Here is a 17,688-nt window from a genome sequence, read left to right on the forward strand (position 1 = left end):
GAAGCAAATGGAAACAAACAAGGTATCACTCAAGCAGCTGATGGAAATAAAAGAAGCGGTCAAATATCTCGAAGACCTGATCAAAAGTATCAATGACGGCAAGATCGTGGTCCAGCAGGGCGATGATTACGTAGATCTCCAGACTCCCAAAACGATCAACGTCAAGGTCGAAGCGAAAAGCAAGAAGGATAAATCAAAGTTCAGCATTGAGCTTTCCTGGCGAAACGCCCCGGATTCCGAAGAATCTGTCACCATAACCTCCAAAAAACCGGCTGCACCCAAGTCTGCTCCACCCGCCGGGAAAACCGAGGCCCAAAAGGAGCCGACCAAATCCGCCCCGCAGATGCCCGCCGCAAAGGCGCCTGCCCCGGCGACGACACCACCCGCTGCTGCAGCAAAAAAAGAAATCGTTGCACAAAAGGATACTCCGGCGGCAAAAAAACCTGCTGCTTCATCCGCCCAAAAAAAGTAGAACCGTAATCTTGCCCCGTATGATGGTCCTGCCGGTCAGGGAACCGGCAGGACCGCAGATCATCCTTTTCAATTGCCGGGGGAGGTGCAATCGGTGGAGATTCAATGCATACATTTCGACCTTGATTCGGTCCTCTACATTCCTGCGACATTTCTGAAAAACACCCTCGGTCTTGCCGTAAAAACCATGATTGAGCACGGCCTCCGGGCCGAACCCGCCGAAGCGCTTCATACGCTCAGGGAGATCAGGTCAGTCGATTCCAATGCCGGGGATCATTTTGACAGGCTCTGCAAGTTTTACAACGGGGTTGAAGACCCGATCATCATTGCCTCCGGGGTGGAAAAATACTGGGACTGCAAATCCGGTAACATGATGGCCGCCCCCGGAGCCTACTCGGTACTCGAAGCTCTTTCACATACATACCGGTTAACCATAGTCTCAAACGGCCGCCCGGTTAAACAGGCGGCAAAACTGGTGCGGCTCGATTTAGCCCGCTTTTTCACCTTCCACGATCCGGATCGGGATATTCAGCTCAACCTTTTCTACGCAACCGATGATCCGGCCCGCGCCAAACCATACCCTTACTTATGGGAACAGGCCCAAAGGGAGAGACCCTATTCCTTCGAAAAGGCGTTGATGGTCGGCGACAGATACTGGGCCGACATCCTCGGTGCGAAGCTGCTCGGGATGACCACCGTCAAGATCCAGCAGGGAGAACACCGCCATGAAACCATTGAGGACGCCTATCGAAAAAACAGCCGCTCCCCATTTCTCTCCGGGAGCAAAAAAGACCGGGAAGAAATCCTTGCCGCGATGATCCCGGACTTCACCATCGAAACTCTCCAGGAACTCCCTGCCGTTATCGAGCAGCTCACCCGAAACATATAAACTCTCCCGCAGCAGGCCGTGAAACAGGACATCCCGGTTCCCCACCTTCCGGAACGACTGACTGAAGCCGGAATAAAGCTTAAGTTGAGCAGCGTGCCTGCTTATCCGAAACCTATGCCACCGGGCGAAAGCGGGCTTGCGAGACATCGAGACTTATAGCCGTTGGGTGCAAAACCAAAACACAATCTAAAATTAATATCCCTGTAATATTTTGATGTTTTGATGTCCCAATAAAAACGCCCGGCACCGGGCGCCAATTTCATGAGTGAGCACCCGTGACATCATCTCAGATATTACACGAATTCATCCAGATACCGGCGACTGATTATTCCGACACTCTTCTCGTCCATTTTCGCAGGGTAGAGAAACTCAAGAGTGATGCATTCACCTGTCATGGCATCGACTTGAACCAGAGGCAGCTTTCTGAACTGGAACTGCTCCTGAACCGCGCCTTTTTCCCTCTGACCGGATATCTCAACCGGGAGAATTACGAAAATGTGCTGGAGAAAATGCGGCTGACCAACCACACGGTGTGGCCCGTTCCGGTATGTCTTGATGTCGATGAAGCGATGGCTTCAGTGCTTTCAGTCGGTGATCGGCTCGCCCTGAACGATGCCGAGGGATTCATGCTTGCCGTCCTCACGATCAGTGAAATCTGGCAGCCTGATCTCGAACGGGAAGCCCGATGCGTATACGGCACCCACAACTCCGCCGCCCATCCCGGGGTCAGGACATTCTTTTCCGGGCGGAAGCCATGGTATCTTGCCGGCAATGTTGAAGGAATCCTCCTGCCGATCCATTACGATTTCAAGACGATCCGGCTCACCCCCTCCGAGACTCACCGAAAATTCCACCAGAACGGCTGGCGTCACGTTCTCGGAGTACACTGCGACAATTTTCTTCACCGGGTGGACCGTGAAGCGATTCTACGTGCCGCAAGGGAGGCGGGAGCCCATATATTCCTGCACCCGATGATCGGTTCCGATGAGCCGTCGGATATCAATCATTACACCCTGGTCAAATGCTGGCAGCATTTTGCCCGACGGTTCCCGAGCAATATCACAAACCTTGGCCTGTGCCCGAAAATAGTTCTCGGAGCCGGTCCCCGTGAGGCGCTCTGGCAGGCAGTGATCAAGAAAAATTACGGGTGCAGCCATTTCCTTGTCCTGGATGACCACTGCGACCCGCTGTCGAATCCGGACAATTCCGAGCGTTACTATCCCCGGCATGCGGCCCAGGACCTGGTCCGCGAACACGAGGAGGAGATCGAGATAAAAATGGTCCCCTTCACCCGCATGGAATACGTGGAGGAAAAGGCCGGTTTTCTGCCTGTACCCGAAATCGAGGATGGCATGAATACTGTTGTATTCTCCGGCACCGAACTTCGCAGGAGACTTGAGTCGGATCTTCCCGTTCCGGACTGGTTCTCCTACCCCGAGATCATCTCGGAGCTGAAATACACTTATCGTCCCCGTTCCAGACAGGGGTTCACCATATTCATCACCGGCCTGTCGGGGGCCGGAAAATCGACCCTGGCCAGGGTCCTCCTCGTCAGGTTTCTTGAGATGCGCAACCGCCCCGTCACTCTGCTCGATGGCGATATTGTCCGGAAAAACCTTTCCTCGGAACTTTCTTTCACCCGGGAACACCGAAATCTCAACGTGACCCGGATAGGCTTTGTCGCAGGAGAGATCACCAAAAACGGCGGCATAGCGATCTGTGCCCCGATCGCCCCGTTTGAAGAATCGCGCCGGGCCAACCGTGAGCTGATCAGCAGATATGGCGGCTACATCGAGGTCTATATGTCAACCCCGCAGGAAATCTGTGAGCAGCGGGACAGGAAAGGACTTTACGTCAGAGCAAGGGCGGGAAAGATCAAGGGTTTTACCGGAGTCTCCGACCCCTATATCCCGCCGGCTTTACCGGACATCAGCCTCAACACAACCGAAATCACTCCCGATGAAGCGGCACAGGAAGTCCTGCTGTTTCTTGAAGAAAAGGGATACCTCACATGAGGCGCGCAGATGGTTAATTCCGGGCAGACAAACAAGACCCAACCGACAATCCTGGTAATCGGCGGGCTTGGCTACATCGGTTCCCACATGGTCGAAGAACTCCTCGGGCAGGGACACAGGGTCGTTATTCTTGATGACCTTTCAACCGGCTTCCGGGAGTCTTATTGTGGCGGCAAACTGATCACCGGTTGCCTTGGCGACCCCGGAGTCCTTGACTCGGTCTTCGGTTATAACCGGATTGATGCGGTCATGCATTTCGCTGCATTTTCCCTCGTCGGAGAATCAGTCACGGATCCGCTAAAGTACTATAAAAACAATATCGCAAAGACGATCGAACTGCTCTCGGCAATGAAAAAATTCGGAGTCAACAGGTTCATCTTCTCTTCTACCGCAGCAGTATATGGAGAACCGCTGGCAACCCCGATCACCGAGGAGCATCCCTGTCTGCCGACCAATCCGTACGGCACGACAAAACTCACGATTGAACAACTCCTTCGCGACTGCGCCGCAGCATTTGATTTTCGATATATCGCTCTGCGCTATTTCAACGCGGCCGGGGCGCACCCTTCCGGACAAATCGGTGAACGGCACAACCCGGAATCACACCTGATCCCGCTGGTCCTTAAAGTGGCCACCGGCGAAAGAGAGGCGATCAGTATTTACGGCACAGACTATCCCACCCCTGATGGCACCTGCGTCCGGGACTACATCCATGTCAACGACCTGACCCGCGCTCACCTGCTTGCCCTGACCAGACTTCTGGCGGGAGGAGACAGCGGCTGTTTCAACCTGGGGAACAGCAAAGGATACTCGGTTCGTGAAGTGATCGAAATTGCCCGAAAAGTCACCGGTCACTCCATCCCCGTGATTGCAGCAGCCAGGAGGAGTGGTGATCCCTCTATTCTGGTTGCCGGCTCAGACAAAATTCGCCGGGTTCTCGGCTGGAAACCGCAATTTGAAGATCTGGAAACCATCATTCAGACCGCCTGGAGGTGGCACCACCGGACAGCACCGGAAAAAAAACGGACGGATTCCCATGCTCCCGGCCAACCCGTTCCGAACCGGAACACTGCTCCGGATACGATGCTTGAGCAGCCTGCCTGTTCGCACGAGATTTATGCCCGAAGGGTGAAAACAGGAGAACAGACATGAAAATCCGCAAAGCCGTTTTTCCGGTCGCCGGCCTCGGTACACGGTTCCTTCCCGCAACAAAAGCGATGCCGAAAGAAATGCTGCCGGTTGTCGATAAGCCGATCATTCAATATGCCGTGGAAGAGGCATTTGCTTCCGGCATTGAAGAAATCATCTTTGTCACCGGCAAAGGGAAAAGCGCCCTTGAGGACCATTTTGACCGATCCCTGGTCCTGGAAGAAACGTTACGCAGACGCGGCAAAACCGACCTGCTCCGGCAGATCAAAGATCTTGTCCCTAAATCGGGCACCATCACCTATACCAGGCAGGATCAACCTCTTGGCCTTGGCCATGCCATCTGGTGTGCCAGAAATATCATCGGTGACGAGCCTTTTGCGGTCATCCTCGCCGATGACCTGATCCAGTCCGACGTCCCGGTTCTTGCCCAGATGATGACCGAATTCGACCGGTTGCGTTCATCGATCGTCGCGGTGGTTGAAGTCCCCCGGGAAGAAACCTCAAGATACGGAATCATTGAGATCAAGGAAAATATCAACGGGGTGGCCCGGGTCAATGGCCTGGTGGAAAAACCCGACCCCAAGGATGCGCCGTCCAACCTCGCGATTATCGGCCGGTATATCCTGACTCCAAAAATTTTCACCCTGCTCGATCGGAAAATCATCGGTACCGGCAATGAGATTCAGCTTACCGATGCCATGTCAATGCTGCTCAAAGAACAGCCGATCTTTGGCTACCGTTTCAAGGGAGAAAGATTCGACTGCGGCGACAAGGCGGGCTTCCAGCTGGCGAACCTCGCTTTCGCCCTGGACTGGCCCGATCTCCATAAGAAACTGATGCCGTATCTGCAAAAGATCGTCGGTGAGGAATGCCGCGTCACCAAACCGGAACTGAAAAAAGTCGGATAGCATGAGTTCTCCGGGCGAAATTTCATGAGATACAACCTGCTTCGAGATTCCATTTCCCACCGGCCGATCTCCATCAAATACCCGTTCCTGGTCATTCTCCTGGTGGTCATGGAAGCCGTTACCGCCGCAACAGGCAATAGTGACTGGTCGCCAACCTTCGTCCACCCGACCGTTACCGGGCCGGTGGTCGATGGCATCAGTCTGGAAATTCCGGATGAACCGGGAAACCGGAGGCTTGCCGAACTCGGCCTGGTCGATGTGACCGCAGCGCCTTTCTCGGCCGATGCCACCGGGAAAAATGATGCAACCGCAGCCATCCAGGCCGCCGTTGATTTTGCAAGAGACCACCAGATGGTCACCTATTTCCCTGCAGGAACCTACATGATCACCGACACTATTTCCTGCATCCAGAACTATTACAAACGTTCAAACGGCAAAATCAATCATGCCCGGAATTACCCCTGTATTCTGTTCGGGTCACGAACGGGGACCCGACCGACAATCTTTCTGAAATCCGGCGCTAAAGGGTTTGGTAGCCGTTCCAAGCCAAAACCGGTCATTCATTTCTGGGCAAGGCGCTTTGATAAACCTGAAAAACCTGCCCCTCCGGTTTCCATGAATCAGATGTTCGTGAATCTGAACATTGAGATTGGCGGGAACAACCCGGGGGCTGTGGCAATCCATCATCAAGGTGCGCAAGGGTCGGGTATTCAAGAATCGCTGATCAAGGTCGGGGATGGAATCACCGGCATCGAAGGCGGATGCGGTTCCGGAGGCAGCTTTGTTGATGTTACGATCATCGGTGGACGCTATGGCCTGGACCTGCATCAGACCCAACCATCCCCGTCCATCACCGGGATCACCCTGATCGGACAAATCGAGGCGGCAATCGTTTACCAGGGGCGGCAGGCACTTTCTGCGGCAGGTATCCGGATCGACTCCCCCGGCAACAGCGTCCCGATCGTCGGCAAAGCAGCCGGCTGGGCCCCCTTTCACGGGCAGATGAATTTCATCGACAGCCGGATATCCCTCTCAGCGCCAGGCCCGGCCTTTACCTCGGAGAGCAGTATCTACCTGAAAAACGTGTATCTCCGGAACGCAAGCCGGATCATCAGCGGGCATGACGATCCCTTGCCGCCCCCCACCCGGGACGGCTGGATCAGGGTTGAAGAATATGCAAACCCGGTTCAGCCGGGAAAATGGCGCGACTGGCGTTATTCAATGAACGTCTATGAAGAGGGCCGGAAAAGAAACGATCCGCTCCGTATCCTCCACCGCGCAGCACCGCCGGAAAACCTGCAAAGCCGTCACCTGTGGGCGGCAGGGTTCCCCGGTTGGGAAACAGCAGGTGCGGCCAACGTCCGGAGCACCCCATACCATGCCAAGGGAGACGGCCGGGCCGATGACACCATCGCCCTTCAGCGGGCCATCGATGAAAACCGGACCGTATTTCTGCCCAAGGGATACTACAACATCTCGGCACCGCTCAAATTGAGACCGGACACCCAATTGATCGGCATTGCCAGGCACCTTTCAGTTATCACATCGCGTAGCGGCTGCCGGACGATCAGCTCACCCTTCGCTGCCGCGCCGCTGATCCAGACCTCTGATGCACCCGGAGGTTCTGCCACTATTGCCTTCCTCGGTCTGCATACGCCCTATTCCGTTCCCGACACCTACAGCTTAAACCTGCGGGGCAACACGATTGTCCGTGATGTCAACTTCGATACCCTGCCCCCCTTTTCAGGATTCGGCAAGGCGCGGAAAGGCATGAAGAAGAAAAGGACCCACTCCCTGCTCTATGTTTCAAGCGGCGGCGAGGGCAAGATATACAATTTCTTCCAGGATGACGGATTCCCTTTCGCCTTCGAAGAACCCTATAGCCATCTTGAGGTAAGAAACACGAGCGGCCCGCTCTCCTTTTACCAGTGTAATGCGGAAAGATCAGCCGGTGCATGCAATATCAGGGTGGAAAACAGTGCAAATATTTCCTTCCATGGTCTGAAGGGCGAGGGGAACCGGCCGGTGATGCTGGTGAACAATTCAAGAAACATCCAGATCTTCGGATATGGCGGCAACGGCGCTGCCCACAAGGGAGAAGCCTTGTTTTACATTCAAAACTCTCCGGACAGCATGTTTGTCAACCTGATCGACTCGCCGAGACCTGCCGGGGAAGGGTCGCCCGACCTGCAGCATGGGGAGGGAACCGACCCGGATCAATGGCATATGATTGAAGTCCGAAGCGGCAACAGGACATTCACTTCCCCGGTTCTTGAACGCCCCCTTCTGATCAGGACCGGACACGCAACTTCAGGCGATCCTTCATGATCATGAATAAAGTCGCCAACCTGCGGTTTCGCTTGCTGCGCCAGGCGGACATATACACTGAAGACACCCGGAGATGGTGGCAATGGCATATTGCAGGCGGCAAACACTATTACACGGAGCACTACCGGGAAATACTTTCCGGCCATAAATGGGTTTTCATCGTGGGCTGCAACAATTCCGGCACGACCCTGCTCCAGAAAGCCCTGGAGAAATGCGGTCTGGTATCGACCATGAAATATGAAGGACAACGCCACACCAGGACCCTGCCGAGAGCTTACCGGTACGGTTTTGACAGGATCTGGTCCGAGTATGCCGACGACCTGCTTTTGCCTCAGACCGGTACTGCCGTTCTGATCCCTCGCCTTCTCCACGACTGGATGAACGCGCTGCCGAAACCGCCGAAGAGGATTATCGTGGAAAAAACCCCGGCCAATGTTCTGCGGATGGATTTTCTGAACCATCATTTTCCACAGGCCTATTTTATCGGCCTTGTCCGCAACGGGTACGCGGTCTGCGAAGGGATCAAACGAAAATCCGGCCATTCAGTGGAACGGGCCGCCCGCCACTGGCGCCGGGCCGGTGAAGCGCTCGAAGAAAACCGGCAGAAGGTCAAGAACTATCTCGAAATCCGCTACGAGGACCTGGCCGACAACATGCCGGGCTGCGCAGCCAGGCTTGGAGAATTTCTCGAGGTCGATGCCGAGGCAATTGCGGAAGTTGAGCACAAAACATTTTCACTGGCTACCGTCACCGGCTGCGCAACCCAGTCACTCAGGAACCTTAACCGGGAAAGCATCGACCGTCTCACCCGGGATGAAATTGACACGATAGCCAGATACGCAGGTCCGCTGCTCGATTACTACGGCTACAGTGCGGAAAACGAGAGGGTGGCGCCATGAACGAAGGAACCCGCTGGCTGTATATCAAAAACGGCGATGTCGCCGACCAGCTGGCTGCTCTTGGAGAGTGTCCGCGAGCAGTCCCCGAAGGCGGCACCGAGGCCTTTATCGGTGACTTCCTCCGTTTTGCCTGCGGCCGGGAGGTCCTCCTTCTCTCCTGCAGTAACCGGAAAGCAGACCTGCGGAAGGGGCGGGTCCGGGCAATCGTGCTCCAAACTGAAAACACGCGTACCCGGTTCCTGCTCTATAAATTCATGCTGTTTCTGTACCAGTTCTCCAAGGCGTTTCTTATCATTATTTTTTACCGCCCCCACCGGATCATCTGTGGCAGTAGCGGTCCCCTGCTCTGGATCTCCTTTCTCGCGGCCAGGCTGCACACCATTCCATGGATCCATTCCCGGCATAATCGGGTGTCCGTTCCGGGGCAATCGAAGATGGCGAAATTCGTGGCCACCCTTGATGGCCATTGTATGATCAGGGCCGACGGGGTGATCTGCCATGGACCATATTTGAAACAGGAGTTGCTTGAGGCCGGAGTGCAGTCGGCGAGAATCCACGAATTCGATGTCGGTTTCCAGGATTTCATCAGCGAAGCGGCAAACCTCTCTCCCGCACCGGAACTGCTTCAATATACCTCCCGCCCCTACGTTTTATATGTTGGCCGGATGGAGGAGTACAAGGGCATCTTCGACCTCTTCAGCGCGCTGGAAGAACGGCTGAAGACCAACCCGGAATTCCTGCTGATCTATGCCGGAGGTGGCCGCGACCTGCAGCAGCTCAAGGACCGGATTGCCGAAAAAAGTCTCAATCACCAGGTGATCGTCCTCGGCAAGGTTGCAAGGAGCAAGATCATCATGCTGCTCAAGGCGGCAAGAATTCTGGTGGTGGCAACCCGCACCGTTTTCCCGGAAGGACGCTGCATGGCAGCCATGGAAGGACTGGCGCTCGGGATCCCGGTGGTCGCCCCGGACTTCGGCCCCTTCCCGTACCTGATCAAGCCGAAGGTCAACGGGCTTCTCTACCGAGCCGACAATAGCGATGATCTGCGGCGTAAAATCGATTCCCTGCTGGACGATGAAGCTTTCTACCGGGAGATCATCTGCGGAGTTAAAAAAACAAGCCGCGAAATCATCACCCCCAGGCTTCGTTTCGCCCAGGCGGTTCAACTTGCCTTTGCAGCAGCGGGGGGCCAATGACCGCTGTTTCATCGACCACACTACCCGCCGCAGAAAACGGGTTCTTCAGAAACACCATGACCCTGGTGGGTGGCAATGTTGTTGCCAGAATCATCACCTTTGGTCTGGCGCCGCTGATAACCAGGCTCTATTCCCCTGAGGTTTTCGGAACATTTTCGCTTCTGCTCGCCGTTGCAGAAGTTTTTGTCGCCATATCCTGCCTCCGTTACAACAATACTATTCTTCTGCCGAAAAATGATGCCGACGCCGACAACATTGTTGCCCTCTGCATATTCCTTGTTGCAACCACAAGTCTCGTCTGCCTGATCGCCATTCTCACAGCCCCTGCTTATCTCGCCACGGTGCTGAACCTCGGCGCCCCCACCCTTCTGTTCTTCATCCCCTTGTTGATTCTGGTCTCAGGAATCCAGCAGATCACCGACATGTGGTTCCTGCGTTTGAAACATTTCAACCGCCTCGCGACCTCTAAGATCATTGCCGCCGTAACCGACAGAAGCCTTTCCATCTCCCTGGGCCTGATTGCCTCAGGCGTCCCGACCGGTCTTCTGACCGGCAGAGTCGCCGGGGTTTTCTGCTCAACAGTCGCCCTTTTTGTTGTGGGTCTGCAACCCCTGAAAGATGTCTGGACAAGCTGCAACATCCGCCGGATTCTGGAGATCGCAGGCAGATACCGTATTTTCCCAAAATATGTTGGTGATGCATTCATCCAGAGGGCAAGCGTCCAGGCCCCTCTTCTGCTCATCGGGTTTTTCTTCGGCCCATTGGAAGCAGGCCTTTACGCCCTGACCCAGCGGATCCTCGGGGAACCCATGACACTTATCGGTGATTCACTTGGGCGCAGCTATTCACAGAAAGCTTCGGAACATTACCGCAACGGCGAGAGTGTTGCCGGAGACACCCGGCGTCTTTACCGGTATTCTCTCATCTATTTCGGAGCGCCCATGATTTTCATGAGTTTTATCCTCTCCGATCTCTTCGGCCTTATTTTCGGGACGAAATGGATGGAGGCCGGGATCTATGTAAAACTGCTCACCCCGGTCTTTATCGTTATTTTCGCAATCCGGCCGATCAGTATCATCTACGACCTGCATGAAAAACAGAAAGAAAGGCTTCTCCATAACACGGTGTCCCTGGCGGTCATCTGTCTGAGTTTTACAGTCGGGGCATGGGTGGGCAGACCTGTTCCGGCCCTCGTTCTTTATGCGGTATCGATCACCCTGCTCGCATTCTGGCGTATCGGCTGGCTCATGAAGTTATGCGGAACACCGTGGCGGGACTTTTTCGGAATCACCTTCGACTCCCTCAAATGGCCGCTCTACATCCTCGGTTCCATTATCCTGGTCAATATCAGCCCGTTTAACAGATATCTGATCTTCTACTGTCTGGCGGCAACGTCACTCTATCTGGTAGTGATGGCCGGAAACGACCCTTTTATCTCGGCCGGGATCAAGGCTTTTTTCCGCCAGACAACAGACAGAATAACAGGACGCCCATGATCACGCTAAAGCGACGGGAACAACCGATCAGTACCTGGCAGAAATTCAGCCGGGAGGTGCGCAGTAAAGGCTGCAATCTCCTCGCGAAACTCGGCGATTACCCCGAGCCTGTTCTGGTTACCGGATGCCAGCGCTCAGGAACCACGCTCCTTGCCAGAATCCTGCGGCAGAGTGAAGGTTTCGTGGATTTTCAGACCGGCAAGGATGACGAACTGGATGCGGCCCTTATTCTCTGCGGCCACAAACGCTTTGCAGACGCCGGGAGATACTGTTTCCAGACGACCTATGTGAATGAGTGCTACCACGAATATTTTGCCCACAAAGATCATGTCAAGATGATCTGGATCCTGCGAAACCCCTATTCAGTTGTCTGGTCAATGGTGAACAACTGGGAAAACTTCGCCTTGAACGAGCTGTATCACGCCTGTGGCGAGAAACACCATCCCAAGCCCTGTAAAAGTCTGTTCAAAAACATCCTCCTTCCCTGGGAGGACAAACTGACGCGGGCCTGCCTCGCCTACAAAGGCAAAACAGCCCAGGTGTTCGATATCGCCGAACGATTTTCGCCGGAAAATCTTCTGGTGATCGAATACGACGACCTGATCCGGCAGAGCGGGGCGCTCCTCAGAACGGTCTATGAATTTATCAACGAACCATACCTGGAGAGCCTCTCCGGGGCTATCCATACGGGAAGCCTCAGCAAATTCAAATCCTTCTCACCAGAAGCTCGGGCGGTAATCGAAGAACACTGTGCAGAGATTTACGCTGAAGCCCGAAAACTGATGCGCTCCTCATGCAATCAACCTACGGAACAATGAAATCATGAAATTCATCTCCAGATGGCTCATCCCCCTGACTCTCGCTTTTCTCCCTTTCAGCAAAGGGCTCATGCAATTCGAAATCGGGGTGGTGACGTTCAACCCTTACTCCATGGGCATGATCATTCTCGCGGCCATGGCGCTGCTGCTTCTGGTGACCAGAACGGATCTCACTTACAACTTCGGAGCCACGGACCTGTTTATCGCGCTGCTGTGTTTTCTCTTCTTCCTGTCGACATTGCTCTCGAATTCCATAATCGAGAGTGGTTTTATCGCCTTTCACGCCCTCTTCATCCCGGTGGTCTCCTATTTCGTGATCAAAAGCCTGATCAGAAACGAGCAGGAACTTCACCGCGCATTCCTGTTCTTGATCCTGGGGGTGATCAGCCTTGGCTCGGTGCAGTTTGTCTCATTTCTCAAGACTTATTCACGAACCATCGTGTTTGAAATGAATCCCATAGATTTTTCCACCCTTTGTGTGACCGGAATCTTCTACCTGCTGATAGTTCGGGGATTCCGGAAACTGTCTTTCATTCTTCTCCTGGCGATCCTCTTTGTCTTGCTGCTGATCAATATGCCCCGCGCCTACCTGTTGGCCCTCTTGTTTTCGCCGATCCCCTACCTTCTGATCCGGAACGGGAAATCCGGACTGCTGATGACGCTTCTCCTCTGCACCACCCTGATCTCCACCATTTTTCTGGCCACAAACGCCGATTCCTTCAGGATTTCGGCGCGTGAAACGATCCGGGGTGATGCGATAAACGGCATAGAGCGGCTGACGAATCCGACCTGCTGGAAACAGTCTTTGTACCGCCGCGGCATACACTTCAGGCAAGGGTTCCATGAATTTGCCAAATCGCCGCTCATCGGCCAGGGAATGAAAACCGGAAAAAGCAGATACTCCTGGGAGCACACCTATTTCACTTGGCACAGTTTTAATCTTGAATGGCTCATATACGGAGGATTGATCGGCTACCTCCTTTACTCCGCGGTCATGCTTGCGTTCTTCTGGTCGGCAGGCAGGTGGGCCCGAGAGGACACGATCACAACCGCCTTACTCCTGGCAAGCGCCGTCATCATGATCAACGGGACCATGAACGGACTGATGCATGGCATGATGCCGTATGCCCTGTTTCTTTTAATGGGATTCGGCGAGTCGCGCACGAGAACGTTAAGTGAGCACGCAACCATATGATATTTAAGTTCTTTTCTCATGACACGCTGTTGAATATTTACAGGATCAATTATGTTTGCAACTCTTATTGATATCCTGACGGACCGACCGAGACCTTTTGCCGATATCAAGGATATCGGCGGCAACGATCATCTCAGAGCCATGGAGAGTCTCCAGGCAAAAACATCCTGGGAGAACGACCGGACACGAAAAATCGTGGAGGATCTGAGCCGAAAAAAACCCGCCTCATTCCTTGACATTCAGGAGCTGAAAAAGACCATCCACCTTTATCGGCAAACCGTTATCTTCAGCCTGGTAAGCAAAGAGTACCTCATGGTTGGGGAAAACTGGGCCAGTCACATCTCTTCGCTTGGCATTACCGACTATATTCTGTTCTGCGGTGACCAGGAATCATATGCTTACTATCATTCCCGCGGACTCCCGTGTATTCGCCTGGACCTGCCGACTGTTTCAGGAGATACTCTGAATAGCGCCGGTTTTCTGCCCAAGGGCCTCCTGATGGCATCGATGAAATTTCTGATCTGCCAATTGCTGATCGATGAAGGATTCAACGTCATCTTCTCGGACATTGATGCTTTCTGGATAAAAAATCCACTGGACCTTCTTGAGAGGGATACCCATGACGTTGCCTTTCAGAATATTTATCTCTTCCCCAATGAAATTGTACAGTTATGGGGATTTGCAGCATGCAGCGGGTTCTTCTTTATCAGAAACACGAAAGCGGGAAAGCTCCTGACAAGTTCCGCCCAGAGGTATGTACTGGAAAATTGCGATGATCAGGCGGCATTCAATCTGGCGCTGGTCCAACAGGGTATTCGCTGGTCATATAAAGAACCCGAGCAGGTAAAGTCAACTCACGGAAATCCCATCCGGGTCTTTTTCCAGAAAACCCGCACCGGACATGGCATATACACCCCGGTGAAAGGAACGAGTGAAGACGGCAATCTTACGGTGACTTCCCTGCCTCAGTTGCTGTTCCGCAGACATATGTTTATGGAATTGCCCCTGGCGTCGGTTTTCATCTTTCACCCCAACAGTCCGAAGTCCGACCGGGGCAAGATTCAAGTCTTCGCAAAATACGGCTTCCGCGTAAGTTAACGGATTCAAAAAGACCCCCAACTCCCCAGGAGAAGCAGAATGAAAGCGTTCATCAACAAAATAACCAACCTGTTGAAAAATTCCAGAACCTTGAAAAGGGTCATGTTGACCTTCAGATTTCAGCTCCTGCGGAAACTGGACGACCAGACCATCACCATCTTTACCGAAACCTATTTCCATAATCGGGATTCGTTAAAAGAGCTGATCGAACTGATTCCCGAAAGAAAAAAGATGGTTGAAGTGGGATCTCTGGCAGGTTTTTCGACTCGTCTGTTCTCACTCTATTTTGATGAGGTTGTTTCTGTAGACCCCTACCAGCCGGATTATGATGCCGAGGACCTGAATTCGAACCGCTTCCGGCTGTCCATCGCCAGAGATCTCTTTACCATCCGTTTTTATGATGACCCGCGGGTGCGTCAGATCAGGGAAAGCAGCAAAAATGCGGTGGGCGGATTTGCAGACGGGGAACTGGATTTTGTCTATATCGATGCAGGACATACCTATGCAGATGTGAAGGAAGACATTGCACGGTGGAGAAGTAAAGTGCGTAAAGGAGGCTGGATGGCGGGTGATGACCATGACTGGCCGGGGGTCAGTAAAGCGGTAAGCGAAGAGTTTGAGGACTATAAAGTCGTCAATGACCGCTGGATTGCCGGAATAGCCTGAGATCATGCCGGAAGAAAAGACACCCCGGACCAGGATTTTGATCCTGGCCGAAGATAAATTCCCTCCTTTCCGGGTCGATGTGGCAACGCTGTTCGGCAGTAAACTGGCCGGAATGAACTACCGCATCGACTGGATTCTGCAGTCAGAGGCTGATTGCGCCAAAGCATACCGGGTGGAGTGGGGCGGTGGCGAGGCCCTGGTTGCCGCCACCGACAACGGCCTTTGCCGGGTCAACCGTTTAAAAAAGCATCTCCTGAAATTTATCAACGAATTGCGGCTCTGCAGATTGTCACGCAGGAATCGCTATCAGATCATCCAGGTGAAAGATGATTTTATTCCGGCCCTCCTTGCGATTCCGGCGGCAAGATTGACCGGGGCAAAATTCGTCTATTGGCTCTCCTACCCATTGCCCGAGTCGGACATCTACCAGGCCAGGTCCGGAACTGCGCGATACCCCATGCTCTACCTGATCCGCGGAACCGTATACAAATTTCTCCTGTACAAGATCATTCTGCCTGCCGCAGTGCATGTTTTTGTCCAGAGTGAGCAGATGAAAAAAGACGTCGCCGGCATGGGGATTAATCTGAAGAAGATCACTGCGGTTCCCATGGGGGTGGAAATTGAAAAAATTCCCTATCAACAGACAGATCCGGGAGTTCAACTAAACTCCCATGCGGGAGCAGAAAAAATCATCCTTTATCTGGGTACGCTTCTAAAAATGCGCCGCCTCGACTTTTTATTAAATGTCCTGGCGCAGGTGCTTGAAAAGGAAGAGACGGCCAGGCTCTATTTTGTCGGGGACGGCGAAGACCCCACGGATCGTTTCTTTTTGCAGGAAAAAGCAAAGGAGCTCAATATTGAGGACCACGTGGTTTTCACGGGCTTTCTGCCAATGGCTGAGGCATGGGAGTATGTGCGACGTGCCGAGGTCTGCGTCTCGCCCTTTTATCCGACATTTATTCTTAATTCCACCTCACCGACCAAGCTCATCGAATATATGGCCATGGGGAAGCCGGTCGTCGCCAATGACCACCCCGAGCAAAGCCTTGTAATCTCTGAAAGCAACGGAGGGCTCTGTGTTCCATACGAAGTCGGCGCCTTCGCGGATGCGATTCTGGCAATTCTCCGCAACCCGGCCATGGGTGCGGCAATGGGTGAGAATGGCAGGCGTTATGTGACAGAACACCGTACCTATGATGTTATTGCACAGGCTGTTCATCAAAAATACCAGCAAATTTGTCATGAAAATTCTTTTCGCCAATAAATTCTTCTACCAAAACGGCGGTTCCGAGCGCGTCTTCTTTCAGGAGCGCGAATTTCTTACCGGAAACGGGGTTGAAGTGATCGATTTTTCCATGCGGGATCCGCGCAACCTCGAATCGCCGTATTCCGAATATTTTGTCGACAATGTGAACTACGAATCCGCCGGAGGACTTACCGGCAAGCTGAAAACAGCAGGGGCGTTTGTCCATTCCGCCGAGGCGGTGGCCAAGCTGACCGCGCTTTTGGAACAAGAGCGGCCTGATATTGCTCATTTGCATAACATCTATCATCAGTTGACCCCGTCGATTATTCCGGTTCTGAAAAAGCATAGGGTGAAGGTGGTGTTGACCTTGCACGACTATAAACTGATCTGCCCGTCATATCTCGCCCTGTGTGGGGATGAGATTTGCACCGCCTGTAACGGCAGGTTTTTCTGGAACCCGTTTACCCGCAATTGCCAGGGCAGTCGAAGCAGGGGATTGCTCCTTGCCGGTGAGGCTCTTTTTCATAAATTTCGCAAGAGCTACGAGGGAGTGGACCTGTTTCTCGCGCCGAGCCGGTTTCTTGCCGATCTGGTCGGCCGGAGGGTGGAAAAAGATCAGATTCGGGTGCTGCGTAACGGCATAGATATCAATGCATTTCAGCCCAACTATGCTGATCGGGGTTATGCCCTGTATTTTGGCAGATTGTCCAAGGAAAAGGGGGTTGAAACGCTGCTGGCTGCGGGCATGACGGGTGCCACGAAATTCCCCCTGAAGATTGTCGGCACCGGTCCCTTGCTGGAATCACTGAAGGTGCGATTTCCCAAAACTGAATTTCTCGGCTACAAGACCGGTGAGGAGCTTGTCGAACTGATCAAGAACGCCGCTTTTGTCGTTGTTCCTTCCGAGTGGTATGAGAACTGCTCCATGGTCGTGCTGGAAGCAATGGCCTTGGGCAAGCCCGTGATCGGCTGCGATATCGGAGGCATTCCCGAACAGATCGATGATGGAAAGACCGGGCTTCTGTTCCCCATGGGTAATTCCAGAATTCTTGCCCGGAAAATGCACGCCCTGGCGATTGACAAAAACCTCCGGATCAGCATGGGCTCGAACGCCCGCAAAAAACTCGAAGCCAGCTACTCCCTTGCCGCACACTGCAATAAGCTGATGGATATATACAGTGACCTCGGTTCCTGAGCATATCCCGGACCAAACGATCGAGACCCGTTCCGGATCTCCGCCACTGCCAATATCGTAAATAAATAAAAACAATTCCATAACACAAATCCAATGTCTACCGATCATGATGCGCGGAT

The 17,688-nt window shown here is 53.4% G+C and carries 15 protein-coding genes; all 15 read left to right on the forward strand.

From position 1 onward, the window contains the following. Window positions 1-7 precede the first annotated feature (7 nt). The 15 genes from KKG35_01715 (at window position 8) to KKG35_01785 (ending at window position 17,569) form a co-directional block, all read left to right on the forward strand. A complete protein-coding gene (locus tag KKG35_01715; GenBank protein ID MBU1736834.1) occupies window positions 8-472 on the forward strand; it encodes an amphi-Trp domain-containing protein in 465 nt (154 codons plus the stop codon). A gap of 93 nt (window positions 473-565) precedes the next feature. Continuing rightward, window positions 566-1,360 (forward strand): HAD family hydrolase, encoded by a 795-nt coding sequence (locus KKG35_01720; GenBank protein MBU1736835.1) that lies wholly within the window; start codon window positions 566-568, stop codon window positions 1,358-1,360. A gap of 305 nt (window positions 1,361-1,665) precedes the next feature. After that, window positions 1,666-3,375, forward strand: coding sequence for a bifunctional sulfate adenylyltransferase/adenylylsulfate kinase (locus KKG35_01725; GenBank protein ID MBU1736836.1), 1,710 nt, complete (start codon window positions 1,666-1,668; stop codon window positions 3,373-3,375). A 9-nt stretch (window positions 3,376-3,384) separates the two neighbouring features. After that, on the forward strand, window positions 3,385-4,527 hold the full coding sequence (galE, locus tag KKG35_01730) for a UDP-glucose 4-epimerase GalE (GenBank protein MBU1736837.1): 1,143 nt from the start codon (window positions 3,385-3,387) through the stop codon (window positions 4,525-4,527). After that, on the forward strand, window positions 4,524-5,432 hold the full coding sequence (gene galU, locus KKG35_01735) for a UTP--glucose-1-phosphate uridylyltransferase GalU (GenBank protein ID MBU1736838.1): 909 nt from the start codon (window positions 4,524-4,526) through the stop codon (window positions 5,430-5,432). The genes galE and galU overlap by 4 nt, the downstream gene beginning before the upstream one ends. Window positions 5,433-5,456: 24 nt before the next feature. Beyond that, window positions 5,457-7,760, forward strand: a complete 2,304-nt coding sequence (locus KKG35_01740; protein ID MBU1736839.1) for a glycoside hydrolase family 55 protein — start codon at window positions 5,457-5,459, stop codon at window positions 7,758-7,760. Next, window positions 7,757-8,659, forward strand: coding sequence for a sulfotransferase (locus tag KKG35_01745; protein MBU1736840.1), 903 nt, complete (start codon window positions 7,757-7,759; stop codon window positions 8,657-8,659). Before KKG35_01740 ends, KKG35_01745 begins: the two co-directional genes overlap by 4 nt. Beyond that, complete coding sequence (locus tag KKG35_01750; protein MBU1736841.1) at window positions 8,656-9,855, forward strand: glycosyltransferase; 1,200 nt, start codon at window positions 8,656-8,658, stop codon at window positions 9,853-9,855. Before KKG35_01745 ends, KKG35_01750 begins: the two co-directional genes overlap by 4 nt. Further along, window positions 9,852-11,351 (forward strand): lipopolysaccharide biosynthesis protein, encoded by a 1,500-nt coding sequence (locus KKG35_01755; protein MBU1736842.1) that lies wholly within the window; start codon window positions 9,852-9,854, stop codon window positions 11,349-11,351. The genes KKG35_01750 and KKG35_01755 overlap by 4 nt, the downstream gene beginning before the upstream one ends. Then, window positions 11,348-12,169 (forward strand): sulfotransferase, encoded by an 822-nt coding sequence (locus tag KKG35_01760; protein MBU1736843.1) that lies wholly within the window; start codon window positions 11,348-11,350, stop codon window positions 12,167-12,169. The genes KKG35_01755 and KKG35_01760 overlap by 4 nt, the downstream gene beginning before the upstream one ends. A gap of 4 nt (window positions 12,170-12,173) precedes the next feature. Next, on the forward strand, window positions 12,174-13,364 hold the full coding sequence (locus tag KKG35_01765) for a hypothetical protein (protein MBU1736844.1): 1,191 nt from the start codon (window positions 12,174-12,176) through the stop codon (window positions 13,362-13,364). Window positions 13,365-13,415: 51 nt separating this feature from the next. Continuing rightward, window positions 13,416-14,462 carry a glycosyltransferase family 77 protein gene (locus KKG35_01770; protein MBU1736845.1) on the forward strand — a complete coding sequence of 349 codons (1,047 nt, stop codon included), beginning with the start codon at window positions 13,416-13,418 and terminating at the stop codon, window positions 14,460-14,462. A gap of 39 nt (window positions 14,463-14,501) precedes the next feature. Continuing rightward, a complete protein-coding gene (locus tag KKG35_01775) occupies window positions 14,502-15,128 on the forward strand; it encodes a class I SAM-dependent methyltransferase (GenBank protein MBU1736846.1) in 627 nt (208 codons plus the stop codon). Window positions 15,129-15,132: 4 nt separating this feature from the next. After that, window positions 15,133-16,392: a glycosyltransferase family 4 protein gene (locus KKG35_01780; GenBank protein MBU1736847.1), complete on the forward strand. Its 1,260-nt coding sequence runs from the start codon at window positions 15,133-15,135 to the stop codon at window positions 16,390-16,392. Beyond that, a complete protein-coding gene (locus tag KKG35_01785; protein MBU1736848.1) occupies window positions 16,370-17,569 on the forward strand; it encodes a glycosyltransferase family 4 protein in 1,200 nt (399 codons plus the stop codon). Before KKG35_01780 ends, KKG35_01785 begins: the two co-directional genes overlap by 23 nt. The last annotated feature ends 119 nt before the right edge of the window (window positions 17,570-17,688 follow it).

This window comes from Pseudomonadota bacterium (genome assembly GCA_018823285.1).
In the GTDB taxonomy this organism is placed as follows: Bacteria; Desulfobacterota; Desulfobulbia; order Desulfobulbales; family JAGXFP01; genus JAHJIQ01.